The following is a 15,903-nucleotide window of genomic DNA, read 5'->3' as shown; positions in this document are numbered from 1 at the left end:
TGGGGGCGTGAGCGGCCTGGGGACGGCGTGCGGCGGGACAGGGCGGCCTGAGGGGGTGCGAGGGGGCTTCGGGCAGCATGGTCAGGTGCGGTGGACGGCGCGTGCGACGGCCTCACGGTAGTGCGCGACGGTGCCCAGCGCGGCCTGCTGCCAGGTGAAGCGGCTGAGCACCCGGGCGCGTCCGGCCGCGCCGAGCCGGGCCCGCAGCGGCGCGTCGGCCAGCAGCCGGCCGAGCGCCCCGGCCAGCGCACCGGCGTCACCGGGCGGCACGGCGAGGCAGGTCTCGCCGTCCGGGCCCGCGACCTCGGGGATGGCACCGCCGGTGGTGGCCACCAGGGGCGTGCCGGCGGCCATGGCCTCCGCCGCGGGCAGCGAGAACCCCTCGTACAGGGAGGGCACGCAGGCGACCTGGGCGCCGCGTACGAGGTCCGCCAGTTCCTGGTCGCTGATGCCCTTGACGAACTCCACGGGACGGCGCCCGGCGCGGTCGGGGACGTCGAGCCCGAAGCGCTCGATGGCGGCGGCGACCGGGCCGTCGTCCGCGCGCCGCCCGACGACGACGAGGTGCGCCCCCGGCTGCTCGGTGCGCACCTTGGCGAGCGCTTCGACGAGGTGCACCAGGCCCTTGAGCGGCACGTCCGCGCTGGAGGTGGTGACGATCCGCCCCGGCACCTCGGCGACCGCCGGGTCGGGCGAGAACAGGGCGGTGTCGGCGCCGATGTGCACGACGTGGACCCGGTCGGCGGGCACGTCGAGGTGGTCGGTGATCTCCTGCCGGGAGGAGCCGGAGACGGTGAGCACCGCGGGCAGGCGGCGGGCCACGCGGCGCTGCATGCGTGTGAAGCCGTACCAGCGGCGCACGGACGCCCGGCGCCGCCAGCCGGCGGCGGCCTCCAGGTCGAGCTGCCGGTCGACGGTGATGGGGTGGTGGATGGTGGTGACGAGCGGGGCGCCGAGCGCGCCGGGGCCGCCGAGCAGCCCGTAGCCGAGGGTCTGGTTGTCGTGGACGACGTCGAAGTCGCCGCGCCGGGCGGCCAGGTGGCGGCGGGCGCGCAGGGAGAACGTCAGCGGCTCGGGGAAACCGCCGGTCCACATGGTGGCGACCTCCAGCGCGTCGACCCAGTCCCGGTACTCGCCGCGCCCCGGCGTGCGGAACGGGTCGGGCTGCCGGTAGAGGTCGAGGCTGGGCAGCTCGGTGAGGGTGACGCCCTCGTCCACGACGGGGTAGGGCTGGGCGCCGATCACCTCGACGGTGTGCCCGAGCCGGGCCAGCTCCCGCGAGAGGTGGCGGACGTAGACGCCCTGGCCGCCGCAGAAAGGGTTCCCCTTGTAGGTGAGCAGCGCGATGCGCAGCGGCCCCTCGGCGCCGCGCGCGCCGCCCGGGGGCCCGGACACCGTGTCCCCCACGGCCTCTGCGGTCACTCGCGGCCCCCTTCTCGCCGGACTTTCGCGGGAGCGTATCCGCTCGCGCCGAGGTAGAACAAGTTTCAGATCCCGGCCTTCGCCGCTCTCTTCCGCCCCTGAATCTACCGGCCGGTCACCAGGCGGGCCGGTCCGGACCTGGTGATTCGCACCACGGCCCGGGTCTGACAGGATGCAGGCACAGCCCGTGCCCCTCCGACAGCCCGTTCCACCCGCTCCGCCGCACTCCCCCTGCCGCCCGCACCCAGCGACCTGTGAGCCGACCGCCGACGACGCCATGACGACACCTGCCACGCCGCCGTACCCGCAGCCGGCCTCCGCGCCGCGCACCGAGCGCCAGGAGGCCCGGCGCCGACGCATACTTCAGGCCACGGCGCGGCTGGCCCGGCGCGGCGGCTACGACGCGGTGCAGATGCGGGAGGTGGCCGAGTCCTCCCAGGTGGCGCTGGGCACCCTCTACCGGTACTTCCCCTCGAAGGTCCACCTGCTGGTCGCCACCATGCAGGACCAGCTCCAGCAGCTGCACCGGACGCTCCACCGGCGGCCGCCGACCGACCCGGACCCGGCCGTGCGGGTGGCCCAGACGCTGATGCGGGCGTTTCGCGCCATGCAGCGCGATCCGCACCTCGCGGACGCGATGGTCCGGGCGCTCACCTTCGCCGACCGCTCGGTGAGCCCCGAGGTGGACACCGTCTTCCGGCTAACGACGGCGATCGTCCTGGACGCCATGGGGCTGGAGGGGACGCCGACACCCGAGCAGCTCTCCGCCGTGCGGGTCATCGAACACACCTGGTTCTCGGCGCTCATCACCTGGCTGTCGGGGCGCGCCTCCATCGCACAGGTGCGCAACGACCTGGAGACGGCCTGCCGTCTCATCGGTCCCCTCGGGGAGGGCGAGGGGGCCGGGGACCGCGTGCGCTGAGGGCGCACGGTAGGGGCGCCCTCACACCCTGTGTGCGCCCTCCTCCTTCCCCCTGGCGTGATTTTTCGCGTCGAAAGTCGGCCACGGAAGCTCTAATTGCGGCTGTGTTTCGCCGCTATCCCCCGCGCTACGGGGGTAGACGGAGCACGGCGGTATAGGGCCAGGGGACAGAAGTGCTCAGGAGGAAGCGTCAGTGATTCGGGTTTTGCTCGTGCACGACACGCGTCTGCTCAGATCGGGACTGGCCGAATTGCTCGGCAAAGCACACGACATGGCGGTGAGCGCCGCGCCCTGGCAGGGGGCGGCGCGGACGGCACGCACCACGCACGCGGACGTGTGCGTGGCCGACATCGAGGAGTCCGCCGGGGGCGAAGCACGCGACCTCCAGGCCCTGACCAGGGAACTGCCCTCGCCGAACTGCCGATTATTGGTCCTCGCCAACCCGGGGCGGCCGGGACCGCTGCGCCGGGCCTTCGAGGCGGAGGCCCTCGGCTTCGTGAACAAGGACGCGAGCCCGGACCAGCTGCTGACCGGGATAAGACAGGTGGCGAAGGGAGAACGCTTCGTCGACGCCACGCTCGCCTTCGCCTTCCTCCAGGCGACCCGATTACCGCTCACCCGCCGCGAGCTGAGCGTCCTCTCCCTGGCGGCCGGCGGCGCCTCGGTGGCGGAGATCGCGCAGTCCCTGCACCTGAGCAACGGGACCATAAGGAACTACATGTCAGCCATCACGCGGAAGACCGGCGCCCGCAACCGGGTGGACGCCATCTGCATCGCCCAGCGCTCCGGGTGGCTGTGAGCCGGCGGCACCGGGCAGCTCACCGGCGCCCTCCCAGTCGCCGGTGAGTTCCCGGTACAGCCGCGAGCGGCCCACCAGCTCCGCGTGACGCCCGTGAGCCGGGCGGGTCCCGTCGAGCACCAGGACGCGGTCCGCCCGGCGCGCGGAGCTGATCCGGTGCGCGATGACGACGAGGGTCCCGGGGCGGTCGCGGAAGGCCGCCTCGGCCCGTGCCTCGGCGGCCGGGTCGAGGTGGCAGGTGGCCTCGTCCAGGACGACGACCGGCACGGGCGCCACGTAGGCACGGGCCAGCGCGATGAGCTGGCCCTCCCCGGCCGACAGGCCGCGCGGCTCCACCACGCCGTCCAGCCCGCCGAGCCGCTCGGCCAGCGGCCCGCAGCCGGTGGCCGCCACGGCGTCCCGCAGCGCCGCGTCCGTCGGCGGCTCGGGGCACAGGTAGCCGAGGTTGGCGCGCAGGGTGCCGGAGAAGACGTACGCCTCCTGCGGGATGAGCGCCACGGGGCCGCGCACGGCCAGGGTGCCGCCGGTGGGTTCCAGCAGCCCGGCCAGGAGCAGCGCGAGGGTGGACTTGCCGATGCCGCTCGGTCCGACGACGGCGAGGTGGCCGCCGCGGGGCACCGTCAGGTCCAGGTCCGCCAGCACGGGGTCCGCCCGGCGGCCGTAGGCGTAGGTGAGTCCGCGCAGCTCCACGGCCGCCCCCGGGTCCGCGGGCGCGGGGGGCGTCAGCGGCGCGGGCGGCGGGTCCGCCGGGTCGTCGCGCAGCCGTCCGAGAACGACGGCCAGGCGTGCCCCCGCGCCGCCGAGCCCGCGCACCAGGCTCTCCAGCGCGGGTACCAGGCCCTGCAACAGGTAGGTGAGCGCCCCGGCGAGCGCGCCCGCGCTCACCCCGCGCGACAGCAGCCACGGGGTGAGGAGGAGCAGCAGCGCCACCGGCAGCCGTCCGCCGACGCCCAGCGCCAGCGCCCGGCTCGTGCCCCAGCGGGCGAGCGCCCCGGCCGCGCGGCGTTCGGCGGCGATGCGCCCGGCGGCGTCCGCCCGCACCGTGGCCTCGGCGCCGCAGGCGGTGACGTCCCGCAGCCCGCCGACGGTCTCCCCCAGGTGCTCGGCGATGGCCTCGTCGGCCACCAGGTAGGCCCGCTGGCGGCGGGCGAGCGGACGCAGCGTGCCGAAGAAGACGAGCAGGCCGAGGACGAGTGGCGGCAGGACGACCAGCAGCAGCAGCGGGTGCAGCGACGCGAGGCCCGCCAGGGCGCCGACGGAGGTGAAGACGAAGGCCCGCCCCGACATCAGCAGCCCGGCGAAGCTGTCCCGGGCGATCTCCACCTGGTGCGTCAGCCGCGACACCGCCCCCGACTCGGCGGCCCGGCCGCGCAGCACCGCCGAGCGCAGTCCGGCGCCGACGACGCGTTCGACCAGCAGGTCCCGCAGCGGTTCGGCCAGCGCCGCCACCGCGCGGTAGACGCCGCCGGTGCCGACCGCGCCGACCAGGATGCCGAGCGCGCCCACGCCCAGCCAGGCCAGGCCCGTTCCGGGGCTGTCGGCCAGGAAGCCGTCGTCGAGGGCGCGGGCGATGGCCAGGCCCAGCAGGAAGGTGTGCGCGGACTCCATCAGCGACCAGCCCATGAGGGCCAGCAGCGCCCGCGGTTCACGGCGCAGCCGCCGCACGCCCGCCGCGAGGAGTCCGCCGTGCCGCTCAGCCATCGGCCGGCCCGCCCTTCGTGACCCGCACGGCCCGCTTCGGCCGGGACGGGCCGTCCGGCTCACCCGCCACCTGCGTCTCCTTCGTCCCCTGCGGCTCGTCCGGCTCGGGCGGCCCGGCCGCGAAGACCTCCCGGTAGCCGGGTTCCAGCCACAGCGCGGCGTGCGGGGCGACGGCGCGCAGCCGGCCGCCGTCCAGCCACGCCACCAGGTCCGCGCGGGCGGCGGTGGTGGCGCGGTGCGCGACGACGAGCCGGGTCCGCTTCCGCTCGCCGTCCAGCAGCGCGGCGGTGACCTGCCGTTCCGTCGCGGTGTCCAGGCTGGAGGTGGCGTCGTCCAGGATCAGCAGCCGTCCGTCGTGGGCGAAGGCGCGGGCCAGTCCCAGCCGCTGGGTCTCGCCGCCGGAGAGCGGCGCGTCCGCGCACCGGGTGTCGTACCCGGCGGGCAGCGTCCGGATGAACGCGTCGGCGCAGGCGGCGCGGGCCGCCGCGGTGATCCGTTCCCGGGGCGGCGGCGCGGGGCCGAAGCCGATGGTGCCGGCGAGGGTTCCGCCGAGCAGGGCGGGCCGTTCGAAGGCGTAGCCGACGGCCCGCCGCAGCGCGGCCGGGTCCGCCTCGTCCAGCGGGACGCCGTCCAGCAGCACCCGGCCCGCGTCGGGTTCGGCCAGTTTCCCGGCGATCCTGGCCAGTTCCGACTTGCCGGAGCCGGAGCGGCCGACGACGGCGACGACGGCTCCGCCGGGCACCGTGAGGTGGACGTCGTCCAGCACGGTCCGGCCGCCGTGCACGGCGCGCACCCCCCGCAGTTCCAGCCTCCCCGGCCCGTCCGGCAGGGGCGTGTGCCCGTGGGGTGCGGCGGGCACGGCGTGCACCTCGGCGATCCGCCCGGCCGACTTCCGCGCCCGCACGAGGGCGGCGAGATGGCCGGTGAGCACGCCGATGCCGGTGGCGAAGACGGCGTAGCGGGCGGCGGCCAGCAGTTCGCCCACGGTGAGCTGTCCGGCCGTCAGGAGCAGGCCCGCGACGGCGACGACGGCCGTCTGGAGCAGCGGGACCAGGGCGGCGGCCTGGGCGTTCGCCCGGCCCTGCACCCGCCACATCCGGTACCCGTGGCGGCTCAGCTCGGGCAGCTGGCCGAGCACGCGGGCCCGTTCGCGGTGCCAGGTGCCGGCCGCCGCGACCGTCCGGGCCCCGCCGAGCGCTTCGGTGAGCGAGCCGGCCATGGTGGCCTGCGTCTGCTGGTAGCGGGCCACGACGTCGGCCGAGGAGCGGGTGAAGGCGCGCAGCAGCAGCGCGAGGACGGGGGCGCCGAGCAGGAACGCCGCCGCGAGCCGCCAGTCCAGCAGGACCAGGGCGGTGATGCCGCCGAGCGGCAGGGCGAGCGAGGAGACGAGTGAGGCGGCGGCGCCGGGCGCCGTACCGGCCTGGGCGGCGAGCCCGGTGCCCCGGGTGACGAGGTCGCCGCGGCTGAACCGGGCGGCTCCGGCCGGGCCGATCGCCAGCAGGCGGTCCACCAGGCGCACGCGCAGCCGGGCGGTGGCGCGGGCCGCGGTGGTGCCGGTCAGCACGGTCTCGGCGGCGTCCAGCACGACGAAGGCGGCCAGCAGCACGACGCTGCACACCAGCCAGCCCCGCGCGGACTCCCCGGCGAGCAGCAGGTCGAGGGTGCGGCCGAGCGCGGTGGGCAGCAGGAGCGCGGCGCCCGCGTCGACGGTGGTCAGGGCGGCGAGGGCGGTGACGCGGACGGCGTTGTGCCGCAGTACGTCCCTCAGCACCCGGTCGGCGGGGGTCGACGGCAGCAGACTCCTCAACCTGGGGCTCCTCACCTTCCTCGCGTCCCGGAGTGCGTCGCGCCCTCCGGCTCCCGGCTTCCCCGGTACCGACGGGACGGTCCCGGGCGGTGGCCGAAGCCGCCGCCCGGGACCGGGCCTTCCGTGACGCGGTGGGACGCGAGGTCACCGCCGCGTCAGCGGTTCACCGGCTCAGCGGTGTCAGAGGCACAGGATGACGCTGTTGGTGCTCTGCTTGTCGCAGGCCAGCAGGCTGACGTTGCTGCCCTCGTCGCCGCCGGTCTTCGGGGTTTCCATCTTCTGCAGGTCGAGAAGCGCCATGATGTTCTTCCTTTCGGTTGGGATTTCCGTGCCATGTAGGGACGGGGTTTGCTTCCTGACCCCTGGCCGGGGCAGGTCTATTGGGGCCGCGGTGGCGGCGGGAGGAACGGCAGCCGGGCGGGCTCGTCGTGCAGGGCTGTGCCCACGGCGAGCAGGCATCCGGCGGTGCCGGTGGCGAGGTCCATGGACAGCCGCATCATCTGGTCGCCGGGATGGGCGAGGCCGTCGGCGTAGTGCATGCCGTACCAGCCGAGAGCGGTGAGCTGTCCGGGAAGGTCCTGGGGTGTGACACCGGGGGTGGAGGTGCGCGCCAGGTGCCAGATCATGCCCGCCCGGCCGCGGAAGAGTCCGGGCTGCGCGTAGAAGCGGGACCGGGCGGCGGGCAGGATCTCCTGCCGCGCCTTCTCGAAGGCGGCGTCGTCGGGGCGGTGGGCCAGGTAGTCGTCGAGGACGGCGGCGATGCCCACGCTGCCCGCGCCCAGGTAGGGCATGGTGCGGGTGCCCTCGTCGACCTGGAGGGCGCCGTGCTTGTCGGTGACGCAGCGGTCCAGGTCCCGGCGGAGCGCGTCGGCGGCCAGGTCCAGCAGCCCGGTGTCGCCGGTGCGTTCGTACAGCCGCAGGAACAGCAGCGCGGTACCGCTGGCGCCGTGCAGCAGCCCGGCACGCGGCAGGCGCCCGTCGGGGTCCGCGGCCCGGGTCAGCGCCCGCGCGGCGTGGTCGGCCGCTTCCAGCGCCGTCGCGTGCAGGGCGCTGTCGCCCGTCTGGGTGCCCAGGTGGTCCAGCACGAGGCCGACTCCGGCGAGTCCGCCCTCCAGGTCGTGCCCGAGGCGCTGCCAGCGTTCGCCGAGCACCCTGCCGGTCAGTTCGGCGGCGCGCTCGGTGTGGCCGAGCCGGTGCAGGACCAGCGCGACGCCGAGGAGTCCGTTGTAGAGGCCGAGCGGGGTGCGCGCCGGCGGCGCCGCGCTGTGGTCGAGCAGCCACTGCTCGCCCTGCTCGTAGCGGGGGGCGCCGGTCTCGGCGAAGGCGTACAGCACTCCGGCGGCGCCGTAGGAGAGGCCCAGGCCCGCACCGCTGGCGAACTGCGCGATGTCGCCGGGGAAGAGCCGGTCGTCGCGCTCGGGCGTCGCGGAGGCGCGGATGGCCCGGACCATGGCGTCCCGGCTGCGCGGCCAGTCGGCGGGTTCCACCGGTGCCGGGGAGGGAGCGTGCGCGGGGCGCGCGCTCGCCGCGCCGGCCGCCGGGCGCCCCTCGATCTCGGCGACGGCCTCGTCCAGGAACTCCCGGGGGACGTCGGGGAACTGCTCGGCGACGATGGCGGCCAGGTGCGCGGCCTTGTTCCGGTCGACGGCCAGCAGGGTGGTCATCGGCAGGAACAGCGCCAGGCGCAGGCAGGCGAGTGCGTAGGTGTCGATCGAGAAGCCCCGCCGGTCCCCCGGCGCGACGTAGCCCGGGTGTGCGACGACCTGCCGGGGGTTGTCCTCGGCCGGTGCCGCGGCCTCGAAGTCCAGCAGGGCGACCGTCTTCTCGTCCGGCGCGACCATGATGTTGAACATGTGCAGGTCGTTGAAGACGACGCCGCGCGAGTGGACGGCGGCGACGGCGTCGGCGACCGCGCGGTGCACGTCCAGCGCCCACCGGGTGTAGTCGGCGACGGCGGCCGGGTCCGGGTCGTCGCTCAGCAGCGGGTGCCGCCTGGCGTAGAAGGAGTTGAGCGTCTGGCCCGGCAGGAGGTCCATCACCAGGAACTGGTGGCCCTCCAGGGTGAACCAGTCGCGGACCTCCGGTGCGACGCCGAGCCCGGCGAGCCGCTCCAGGGCGGCCTTCTCCCGCTCCAGGCGCTGCACGGCGTCGGCGCCGTCGGCGGCCAGCCCCGCGTAGGGGCGGCCCTCCTTGAGGACGACCTCCTCGCCGGTGCGCACGTCCGTCCCGGCGTAGACCCCGCCTCCGTTGGAGAAGTGCAGGGCGCGCTCGATGCGGTAGGGCAGGTCGGCGACGGTGGAGGAGTTGCGGGCGTCCAGGTGCGGCTGGAGGAAGCCGGGCAGCGTCACCCACTCGGGGACGGTGAACACCGGTTCCCTGCGGTCGGGCACGAGGACGCCGTCGCCGTTCTCGACGGCCGGGACCATGCGCCCGGACTCGTCGAGGCAGTTGCTCGGCGCGAAACCGCCGTACCGCACGTACAGCGGACCCTCGTTCCAGCGCAGATCGGTGAGGATGTAGGGACCCTCCTCGCCGCCGAGCCGCTCCTCCAGCTCCGTCAGGACGGTGCGCAGCTGCGCCTCGTCCACCGGGTAGACGGTGACGGCCTTGCCGCTGATGCCGCGCTCGGCGTACTTGGCGTTGCGCAGGTGCAGCAGGTGCAGGTCCGGCACGAACTTGAAGGGGATGGAGCGGGGGACGCAGTAGTCCCACACGTGGGCGGCGATCCGGTCGGCGTTGCGCAGCGTGGCCGAGACGTGGATCTTCCAGCCCTGGGCGGGAAAATCGCCGTCCTCGGGGCGCAGTTCCAGCCAGTCGCCGCTGCGGTGGTGGCGCCAGCCCTCGGGTATCGGGCGGCGCGCCGTCTCCAGTCCGGCGTCCTTGCGGCCCGCGCCGGACGAGAGCCGGTCGGGGGTCTCGTAGAAGTGCTGGTCCGCCAGGCAGTACGCCTCATACCGGCTGTCCATCGTCCCCCTTCGGCCGCTCGTTCCTCGGTGGGTGTGCCGGGCGGACCGTGGACCGCCGTCCGGCACGGCACTGACGTTTCCATGCCGCAGCGTGACGGAGTAGTCACGGCTGTCACGAGGAGGGTGTGAGGAATGCACGGGTCCGCACGCGCGCCGTGACCAGTAGGGGTGGCCGGAAACGGCCAGGCGCGGTACGCGGTCCCGACCGGAACCGGCCACGCCGGAGGCCCGGGGGCGCCGCGGTGCCGCTGTGACCAGCCGCACCGCGGCGTCCCGGCCACCTCCCGTTAGAGTGTTCGACGCAAGCCCGCCCTGGTCGGGGGAAGCCGGTGCGAACCCGGCGCTGACCCGCAACCGTGAGCGGCGCCGTGCGGCCCGTGCCGCACCGCCCGCGAGCCGGAACACCCGCACCGCGGCGGCCCCCTCCCCCGGGAGGGCCCAAGGCTCCCGGCGTCCCGCACGCCGGCACCGTCGAGGTCTGCGGATGCCGAGCCCGGAGTGCCGCGCGCCCAGCGCGGACCGCCGTGGTGCCGGTGACGCGACCGCTCACCGAAAGGCACCCGAGATGTTCCTGCGTCGCAGCGCCGTGGCCCTGGCCGCCACGGCCGTTCTGTGCGCGTCCGCCGCCCCCGCCGCCCTGGCCGATCCCACGCCGGCCACCGGGAAGGCGCTCCCGGCGGGTCTGTTCGGCACGGGCGATCCGAACTACGACGGTGTCTGGCGGCAGTCCCTCGCCCTCCTGGCCCTGGACGCCACCGGGGCCCGGCCGCCGGGCGAGGCCGTGCGCTGGCTGGCGGACCAGCAGTGCGACGACGGTTCCTTCGTTGCCTACCGCCCCGACACCGGCAAGCCCTGCGACCCGACCGCGCAGCCCGGCGACACCAACGCCACGGCCGCCGCCGTGCAGGCCCTGGCCGCGCTGGAGGCGCACGGTCCCGAAAGCGCGCCGGTGCGCGAGGCCCTGAGCTGGCTGAAGTCCGTGCAGAACGACGACGGCGGCTGGCCCTACACCCCCGGTGACGACTCCGACGCCAACTCCACCGCCGTCGTGATCGGAGCCCTCTCGGCGGCGGGCGAGGACCCGGCGCGGACCGAGCCGGCCGGCGGCGGGCGCTCGGCGTACGAGGGGCTGGCCCAGTTCCAGCTCGGCTGCGACGCGCCCGGGGACGAGCGCGGCGCCTTCGACCACCAGCCGGAGGAGGGGCGGCTGGCGGCCGACGCCATGGCCAGCGCCGCCGCCGTGCTGGGCGCGTACGGCGCGGGCTGGGCGAAGGCCCCGCAGGACGCCCCGGAGGGCGGCGCGCCCCGCTGCGAGGGGGACGAGCGGTTCGCGCCCGGCACCGAGTCGGCCCGGGCCGGCGCCGCCTACCTGGAGCGCGCGCTCGCCGAGCACGGCGGCCACCTGATGTCCACGCTGGCGGGCGCGGAGGACCAGCCCGACTACGGCACCACCACCAAGGCCGCCCTCGCCCTGGGCGCCGGCGGCCGGGACGCGGCGGCCCAGGAGGCGCTGGACTGGCTGGCCCGCAACCACGCGCGGTGGGAGGGCCTCACGCAGAGCCCGGCCGGCCTCGGCGAGCTGGTGCTCGCGGTGCGCGCGGCCGGCGGCGACCCGGCGGACTTCGGCGGCACCGACCTCGTCGCCGCGCTGGCCGCCACCGGGCCCGCCCAGGAGGGCGCGGACGCCGGGGACACCGGCGCGCGGGACGACACGCAGGCGGACGCGCGGGCGGAGGACGCGAGCGAGGACGACGGCAGCCCGGCCCTGTGGTGGATCGTCGGCGCCTGCGTGCTCGCCGGCGTGGGCATCGGCATGGCGCTGAGCCTGCGCAGGCGGGGCGGGACGGGGCAGCGGCTCTGATGCGGCCCCGCTTCCGTACGCTGGCGGCCTCGCTGCCGGCCGCGGCCCTGCTCCTGCTCCCGGCCGCGGCGCCCGCCCACGCCGACGGGTACCGCTACTGGTCGTTCTGGCTGCGCGGCGCGGACGGCTGGTCGTACGCCACCGAGGGCCCCGGCACCCAGCGGCCGGACGACGGCGCGGTGCTCGGGTTCCGCTTCGCCGTCAGCGAGGAGGCCGGGAGCGCCGCCGAGCCGCGCGGTGCGGCCGCGTTCGCGGAGGTCTGCGCGGGGACGCAGCCGCGCGCGGGACACAAGCGGGTCGCCCTCGTCATCGACCCGGGCACCGCGGCCGACGCGCCCGGCGGGGCACGGCCCCCGGGACCGCGCGAGGAGTGCGCCCGCATCCCCGGGGACGGCACGGCCGCCGACGCGCTCGCCGCCGCCGCGCCGCCCCTGCGCTACGACGCGAACGCGCTGCTGTGCGCCATCGCCGGGTACCCCGCCTCGGGGTGCGGCGAGCGGATCGGCGCGGACGGGGGCGGCGGTCCTGACACCGGCTCCGCCGACGGCTCCGGGCCGGACTCCGGCTCGGGCCCCGGTGACGGCTCCGCCTCGGCTGACGGTTCCGCCTCCGGTGACGGTTCCGCGGACGACGCCGGGAGCCCGGTGCTGCCGCTGGCCGGCGGGGTCGTCGCGGTGCTGGCGCTCGCGGTCGCGGCCCTGTGGCAGGCGCGGCGCCGCCGCTCATGACCGGCGGGCGGCTCCCCGGCGCGCTCGCCCGGCACGGCGCCGGGCTGCGCGCGCCCCGGGCGGACCGGGCCACCGCGCTGCACGCCGGGGCCTGGTGGGTGTGGGCGCTGGGCCTGGCCGCCGCCGCGTCCCGCACCACGAACCCGCTGCTGCTGGCGCTGCTGGTGGCGGTCGCCGGGTACGTCGTCGCCGCGCGCCGCACCGACGCGCCGTGGGCCCGCTCCTATGCCGCGTTCCTGCGGCTGGGTCTGCTGGTGCTGGGCATCCGCCTGGTCTTCGCCCTCGTGCTCGGTTCCCCGGTGCCGGGCACGGTGGTGCTGTTCACCCTCCCCGAGGTCCCGCTGCCCGGCTGGGCGCAGGGCGTGCGGATCGGCGGCCGGGTCACGGCGGAGGGGCTGTACTTCGCCCTGTGCGACGGTCTGCGGCTGGCGACGCTGCTCGTCTGCGTCGGAGCCGCCAACGCGCTGGCCAGCCCCGCCCGGCTGCTCAAGTCGCTGCCGGGCGCGCTGTACGAGGCGGGCGTGGCCGCCGTCGTCGCCATGACCCTCGCGCCGAGTCTGGTGGCCGACGTGACGCGGCTGCGCGCGGCCCGCCGGCTGCGGGGGCGCCGGGACACCGGCGTGCGGTCGGTGCTGCACGTGGCGCTGCCGGTGCTGGAGGGCGCGCTGGAACGCTCGGTGGCGCTGGCGGCGGCGATGGACGCCCGCGGGTACGGCCGCACCGCCCCGGTGCCGCGCCGGGTGCGGCACGCCACCGCCGTGTGCACGCTGGGCGGGCTGCTCGGCGTGTGCGTGGGCACCTACGGCCTGCTCGCCTCGGGCGGCGCCGCGTTCGGGCTGCCGGTGCTCGGCGCCGGGCTCGCGGCGTCGCTGGCCGGGCTGCGGCTGGGCGGACGGCGGGCGGTGCGCACCCGCTACCGTCCGGACCGCTGGGGGCCGCGGGCCTGGCTGGTGGCCGGGTCCGGCGCCGCGGCGGCCGCCGGGATGCTGGTGGCGGCGGCCGCCGACCCGTCCGCCCTGCGGCCCCCGGCCGTGCCGCTGACCGCACCCGGGCTACCGCTGGGCGCGGCGGCCGCCTGCCTGGCCGGGTTGCTGCCCGCGTTCGTCGCGCCGCTGCCCGCCCCGCAGGCCGTACCGACGCAGCGAAGGAAAGACCCGTGATCCGTTTCGAGAACGTCGAGGTCACCTACGCGGACGCCGGGACGCCGGCGCTCGCGGGCGTCGACCTGACCGTGCCCGAGGGCGAGCTGGCGCTGCTGATCGGCCCGTCCGGCGTCGGCAAGTCCACGCTGCTGAACGCCGTGTGCGGACTCGTCCCGCACTTCACCGGCGGCACGCTGCGCGGCCGGGTGACGGTGGACGGCCGCGACACCCGCACCCACAAGCCGCGCGAGCTGGCCGACGTCGTCGGCACGGTCGGACAGGACCCGCTGGCCCACTTCGTCACCGACACCGTCGAGGACGAGCTGGCCTACGGCATGGAGTCGCTCGGGCTGCCGCCCGCGACGATGCGCCGCCGGGTGGAGGAGACGCTGGACCTGCTCGGCCTGGCCGAGCTGCGGGACCGGCCCATCGCCACGCTGTCGGGCGGCCAGCAGCAGCGCGTGGCCATCGGCTCGGTGCTCACGACGCATCCGAAGGTGCTGGTGCTGGACGAGCCGACCTCCGCGCTCGATCCGGCCGCCGCCGAGGAGGTGCTGGCGGTGCTCCAGCGCCTGGTGCACGACCTGGGCACCACCGTGCTGATGGCCGAGCACCGACTGGAGCGCGTCGTGCAGTACGCCGACCAGGTGCTGCTGCTCCCCGCGCCCGGCGCCCCCGCCCGGCTGGGGGACCCGGCCGCGCTGCTGGCCGAGTCCCCGGTGCGGCCCCCCGTGGTGGAGCTGGGACGCCTCGCGGGCTGGGCCCCGCTGCCGCTGTCGGTGCGCGACGCCCGGCGCCGCGCCGGGGACCTGCGCGAACGGCTCGCCTCGCACCGCCCGGCCCCGCCCGCCCCCGCCGCGGACGGCGGCCCGGACGGTGGCGAGGCGGTCGGCGCACTGTCCGGGGCCAGCGTGCGGCGCGGGCGGGCGACCGTCCTGCACCGGGTGTCGCTGACCGTGCGGCGCGGCGAGACGGTGGCGCTCATGGGCCGCAACGGCTCCGGCAAGTCCACGCTGCTGCGCACCCTCGTCGGCATGCACGAACCCTCCCGGGGCAGCGCCGACGTGGGCGGGCGGGCCCCGCACCGCACGAAGCCGCGCGCGCTGCTGCGCCGCGTCGGGCTCGTCCCGCAGGACCCGCGCGACCTCCTCGGCGCCCCGACGGTGGCCGCCGAGTGCGCCGCCGCCGACCGGGACGCCGCAGCCGCCCCGGGCACCTGCCGTGCGCTCGTCGGCGAACTGCTGCCCGGCATCGCCGACGGCACCCACCCCCGGGACCTCTCCGAGGGCCAGCGCCTCGTGCTCGCCCTCGCCGTCGTTCTCGCCGCCGCCCCGCCGCTGCTCCTGCTCGACGAGCCGACCCGCGGCCTGGACTACGCGGCCAAGCACCGGCTGACCGCCGTCCTGCGCGGCCTGGCCGGCCGGGGCCACGCCGTCGTGCTGGCCACGCACGACGTGGAGCTGGCCGCCGAACTCGCCGACCGGGTCGTCGTCCTGGCGCAGGGCGAGGTCGTCGCCGACGGGCCGACACCGGACGTCGTCGTCTCCTCCCCCGCGTTCGCCCCGCAGACGGCCAAGGTGCTCGCGCCGCAGCGCTGGCTGACCGTTCCGCAGGTGCGCCGGGCGCTGGAGGGCACGCCGTGACCGGCGGCGCCCCGGCGCGCGCGGAGCCGGGCGGGCAGGTGCGGGCGGTGCGGATCGGACCGCGCTCGGGTGCGGCGCTCGCGCTCGTCTCGGCCACCGGCGTCGCCGGGTTCGGCTGGCCGCTGCTGGCCGGGTCCGCCTCCGGGCTCGCCCACTCCGGCGACGCGCCCTGGCTGTTCGCCGCGCTGCTGCCGCTGCTGCTCGCCGTGGTGGTGGCCACCATCGCGGACGCCGGCCTGGACGCCAAGGCCATCGCCATGCTCGGCGTGCTGGCCGCCGTGGGCGCCGCGCTGCGTCCGCTGGGCGCCGGCACGGCGGGCCTGGAGCCGATGTTCTTCCTGATGGTGCTCTCGGGACGGGTGCTGGGGCCCGGCTTCGGGTTCGTGCTGGGCGCCGTCTCGCTGTTCGCCTCGGCGCTGCTGACCGGCGGGGTGGGGCCCTGGCTGCCGTTCCAGATGCTCAGCATGGGCTGGGTGGCGATGGGCGCCGGGCTGCTGCCGGGCGCCCACACGCTGCGCGGGCGCCGCGAGCTGTGGCTGCTCGCGGCCTACGGCGGCCCGGCGGCGGCCGGCTACGGGCTGGTCATGAACCTCCAGGGCTGGCCGTACATCGCCGGACTCGGCACCGGCGTCTCCTACGTGCCCGGCGATCCGCTCACCGAGAACCTGGCCCGCTTCGTCGCCTACTGCCTGGCCACGTCCCTGGGCTGGGACCTGCCGAGGGCGGTGCTGACGGTCGTGCTGACGCTCACCGTCGGCGGCACGGTCCTGCGGGCGCTGCGCCGGGCCACCCGGCGGGCCGCGTTCGCCGCACCGGTCGCCTTCGCCCCGGCGGCGGCCGGGGACACCGCCCCGGGTCCGGGCGGCGGCGGCCCGGGTCACAGCGATCCGGGCCGGGCCTGAGCCCGGCCCA

The 15,903-nt window shown here is 76.7% G+C and carries 12 protein-coding genes; 7 read left to right on the top strand and 5 right to left on the bottom strand.

Features of this window, described 5'->3' with window-relative positions; genetic code table 11:
* Positions 1-81 precede the first annotated feature (81 nt).
* Positions 82-1,422, bottom strand: a complete 1,341-nt coding sequence (locus tag V1J52_RS10215) for a glycosyltransferase family 4 protein (RefSeq protein WP_443075783.1) — start codon at positions 1,420-1,422, stop codon at positions 82-84.
* Between the two features lie 277 nt (positions 1,423-1,699).
* Between V1J52_RS10215 and V1J52_RS10210 the strand changes: the two genes are divergently transcribed.
* Both V1J52_RS10210 and V1J52_RS10205 read left to right on the top strand, forming a co-directional pair.
* A complete protein-coding gene (locus V1J52_RS10210) occupies positions 1,700-2,344 on the top strand; it encodes a TetR family transcriptional regulator (protein ID WP_330139330.1) in 645 nt (214 codons plus the stop codon).
* A 193-nt stretch (positions 2,345-2,537) separates the two neighbouring features.
* Positions 2,538-3,143 (top strand): response regulator transcription factor, encoded by a 606-nt coding sequence (locus V1J52_RS10205; protein ID WP_330139329.1) that lies wholly within the window; start codon positions 2,538-2,540, stop codon positions 3,141-3,143.
* Here the strand turns inward: V1J52_RS10205 and V1J52_RS10200 are convergent.
* From V1J52_RS10200 to lanKC, 4 genes are all read right to left on the bottom strand, one after another.
* Entirely contained in the window at positions 3,066-4,844 is a 1,779-nt protein-coding gene (locus tag V1J52_RS10200) for an ATP-binding cassette domain-containing protein (protein ID WP_330139328.1), read from the bottom strand. The genes V1J52_RS10205 and V1J52_RS10200 overlap by 78 nt on opposite strands.
* Positions 4,837-6,651 (bottom strand): ABC transporter ATP-binding protein, encoded by a 1,815-nt coding sequence (locus tag V1J52_RS10195; protein ID WP_443075781.1) that lies wholly within the window; start codon positions 6,649-6,651, stop codon positions 4,837-4,839. The genes V1J52_RS10200 and V1J52_RS10195 overlap by 8 nt, the downstream gene beginning before the upstream one ends.
* A gap of 180 nt (positions 6,652-6,831) precedes the next feature.
* Entirely contained in the window at positions 6,832-6,951 is a 120-nt protein-coding gene (locus tag V1J52_RS10190) for a SapB/AmfS family lanthipeptide (RefSeq protein WP_330139327.1), read from the bottom strand.
* Between the two features lie 77 nt (positions 6,952-7,028).
* On the bottom strand, positions 7,029-9,617 hold the full coding sequence (gene lanKC, locus V1J52_RS10185) for a class III lanthionine synthetase LanKC (RefSeq protein ID WP_330139326.1): 2,589 nt from the start codon (positions 9,615-9,617) through the stop codon (positions 7,029-7,031).
* Between the two features lie 565 nt (positions 9,618-10,182).
* On the opposite strand from lanKC, the gene V1J52_RS10180 reads away from it, so the two are divergent.
* From V1J52_RS10180 to V1J52_RS10160, 5 genes are read left to right on the top strand one after another with little or no spacing between them, the layout of a single operon-like run.
* Positions 10,183-11,478 carry an SCO2321 family membrane protein gene (locus V1J52_RS10180; protein ID WP_330139325.1) on the top strand — a complete coding sequence of 432 codons (1,296 nt, stop codon included), beginning with the start codon at positions 10,183-10,185 and terminating at the stop codon, positions 11,476-11,478.
* The gene (locus tag V1J52_RS10175) at positions 11,478-12,206 is read left to right on the top strand and encodes an SCO2322 family protein (protein ID WP_330139324.1); all 729 of its coding nucleotides are present in this window, start codon (positions 11,478-11,480) and stop codon (positions 12,204-12,206) included. Before V1J52_RS10180 ends, V1J52_RS10175 begins: the two co-directional genes overlap by 1 nt.
* A complete protein-coding gene (locus V1J52_RS10170; RefSeq protein ID WP_330139576.1) occupies positions 12,203-13,366 on the top strand; it encodes a CbiQ family ECF transporter T component in 1,164 nt (387 codons plus the stop codon). The genes V1J52_RS10175 and V1J52_RS10170 overlap by 4 nt, the downstream gene beginning before the upstream one ends.
* On the top strand, positions 13,363-14,991 hold the full coding sequence (locus V1J52_RS10165; protein WP_330139323.1) for an ABC transporter ATP-binding protein: 1,629 nt from the start codon (positions 13,363-13,365) through the stop codon (positions 14,989-14,991). Before V1J52_RS10170 ends, V1J52_RS10165 begins: the two co-directional genes overlap by 4 nt.
* Positions 14,988-15,893, top strand: coding sequence for an ECF transporter S component (locus V1J52_RS10160; protein ID WP_330139322.1), 906 nt, complete (start codon positions 14,988-14,990; stop codon positions 15,891-15,893). Before V1J52_RS10165 ends, V1J52_RS10160 begins: the two co-directional genes overlap by 4 nt.
* The last annotated feature ends 10 nt before the right edge of the window (positions 15,894-15,903 follow it).

It is taken from the genome of Streptomyces solitudinis (assembly GCF_036323765.1).
Taxonomy (GTDB): domain Bacteria; phylum Actinomycetota; class Actinomycetes; order Streptomycetales; family Streptomycetaceae; genus Streptomyces.
The sequence above is the reverse complement of the archived record's forward strand: the minus strand, read 5'-3'. Positions and strand labels throughout refer to the sequence as shown.

Excerpts from the sequence above, each read along its gene's own strand:
- V1J52_RS10200 (WP_330139328.1), bottom strand. The coding sequence starts at position 4,844 with ATGGCTGAGCGGCACGGCGGACTCCTCGCGGCGGGCGTGCGGCGGCTG.
- V1J52_RS10175 (WP_330139324.1), top strand. The coding sequence starts at position 11,478 with ATGCGGCCCCGCTTCCGTACGCTGGCGGCCTCGCTGCCGGCCGCGGCC.
- lanKC (WP_330139326.1), bottom strand. The coding sequence starts at position 9,617 with ATGGACAGCCGGTATGAGGCGTACTGCCTGGCGGACCAGCACTTCTAC.
- V1J52_RS10190 (WP_330139327.1), bottom strand. The coding sequence starts at position 6,951 with ATGGCGCTTCTCGACCTGCAGAAGATGGAAACCCCGAAGACCGGCGGC.
- V1J52_RS10170 (WP_330139576.1), top strand. The coding sequence starts at position 12,203 with ATGACCGGCGGGCGGCTCCCCGGCGCGCTCGCCCGGCACGGCGCCGGG.
- V1J52_RS10180 (WP_330139325.1), top strand. The coding sequence starts at position 10,183 with ATGTTCCTGCGTCGCAGCGCCGTGGCCCTGGCCGCCACGGCCGTTCTG.
- V1J52_RS10210 (WP_330139330.1), top strand. The coding sequence starts at position 1,700 with ATGACGACACCTGCCACGCCGCCGTACCCGCAGCCGGCCTCCGCGCCG.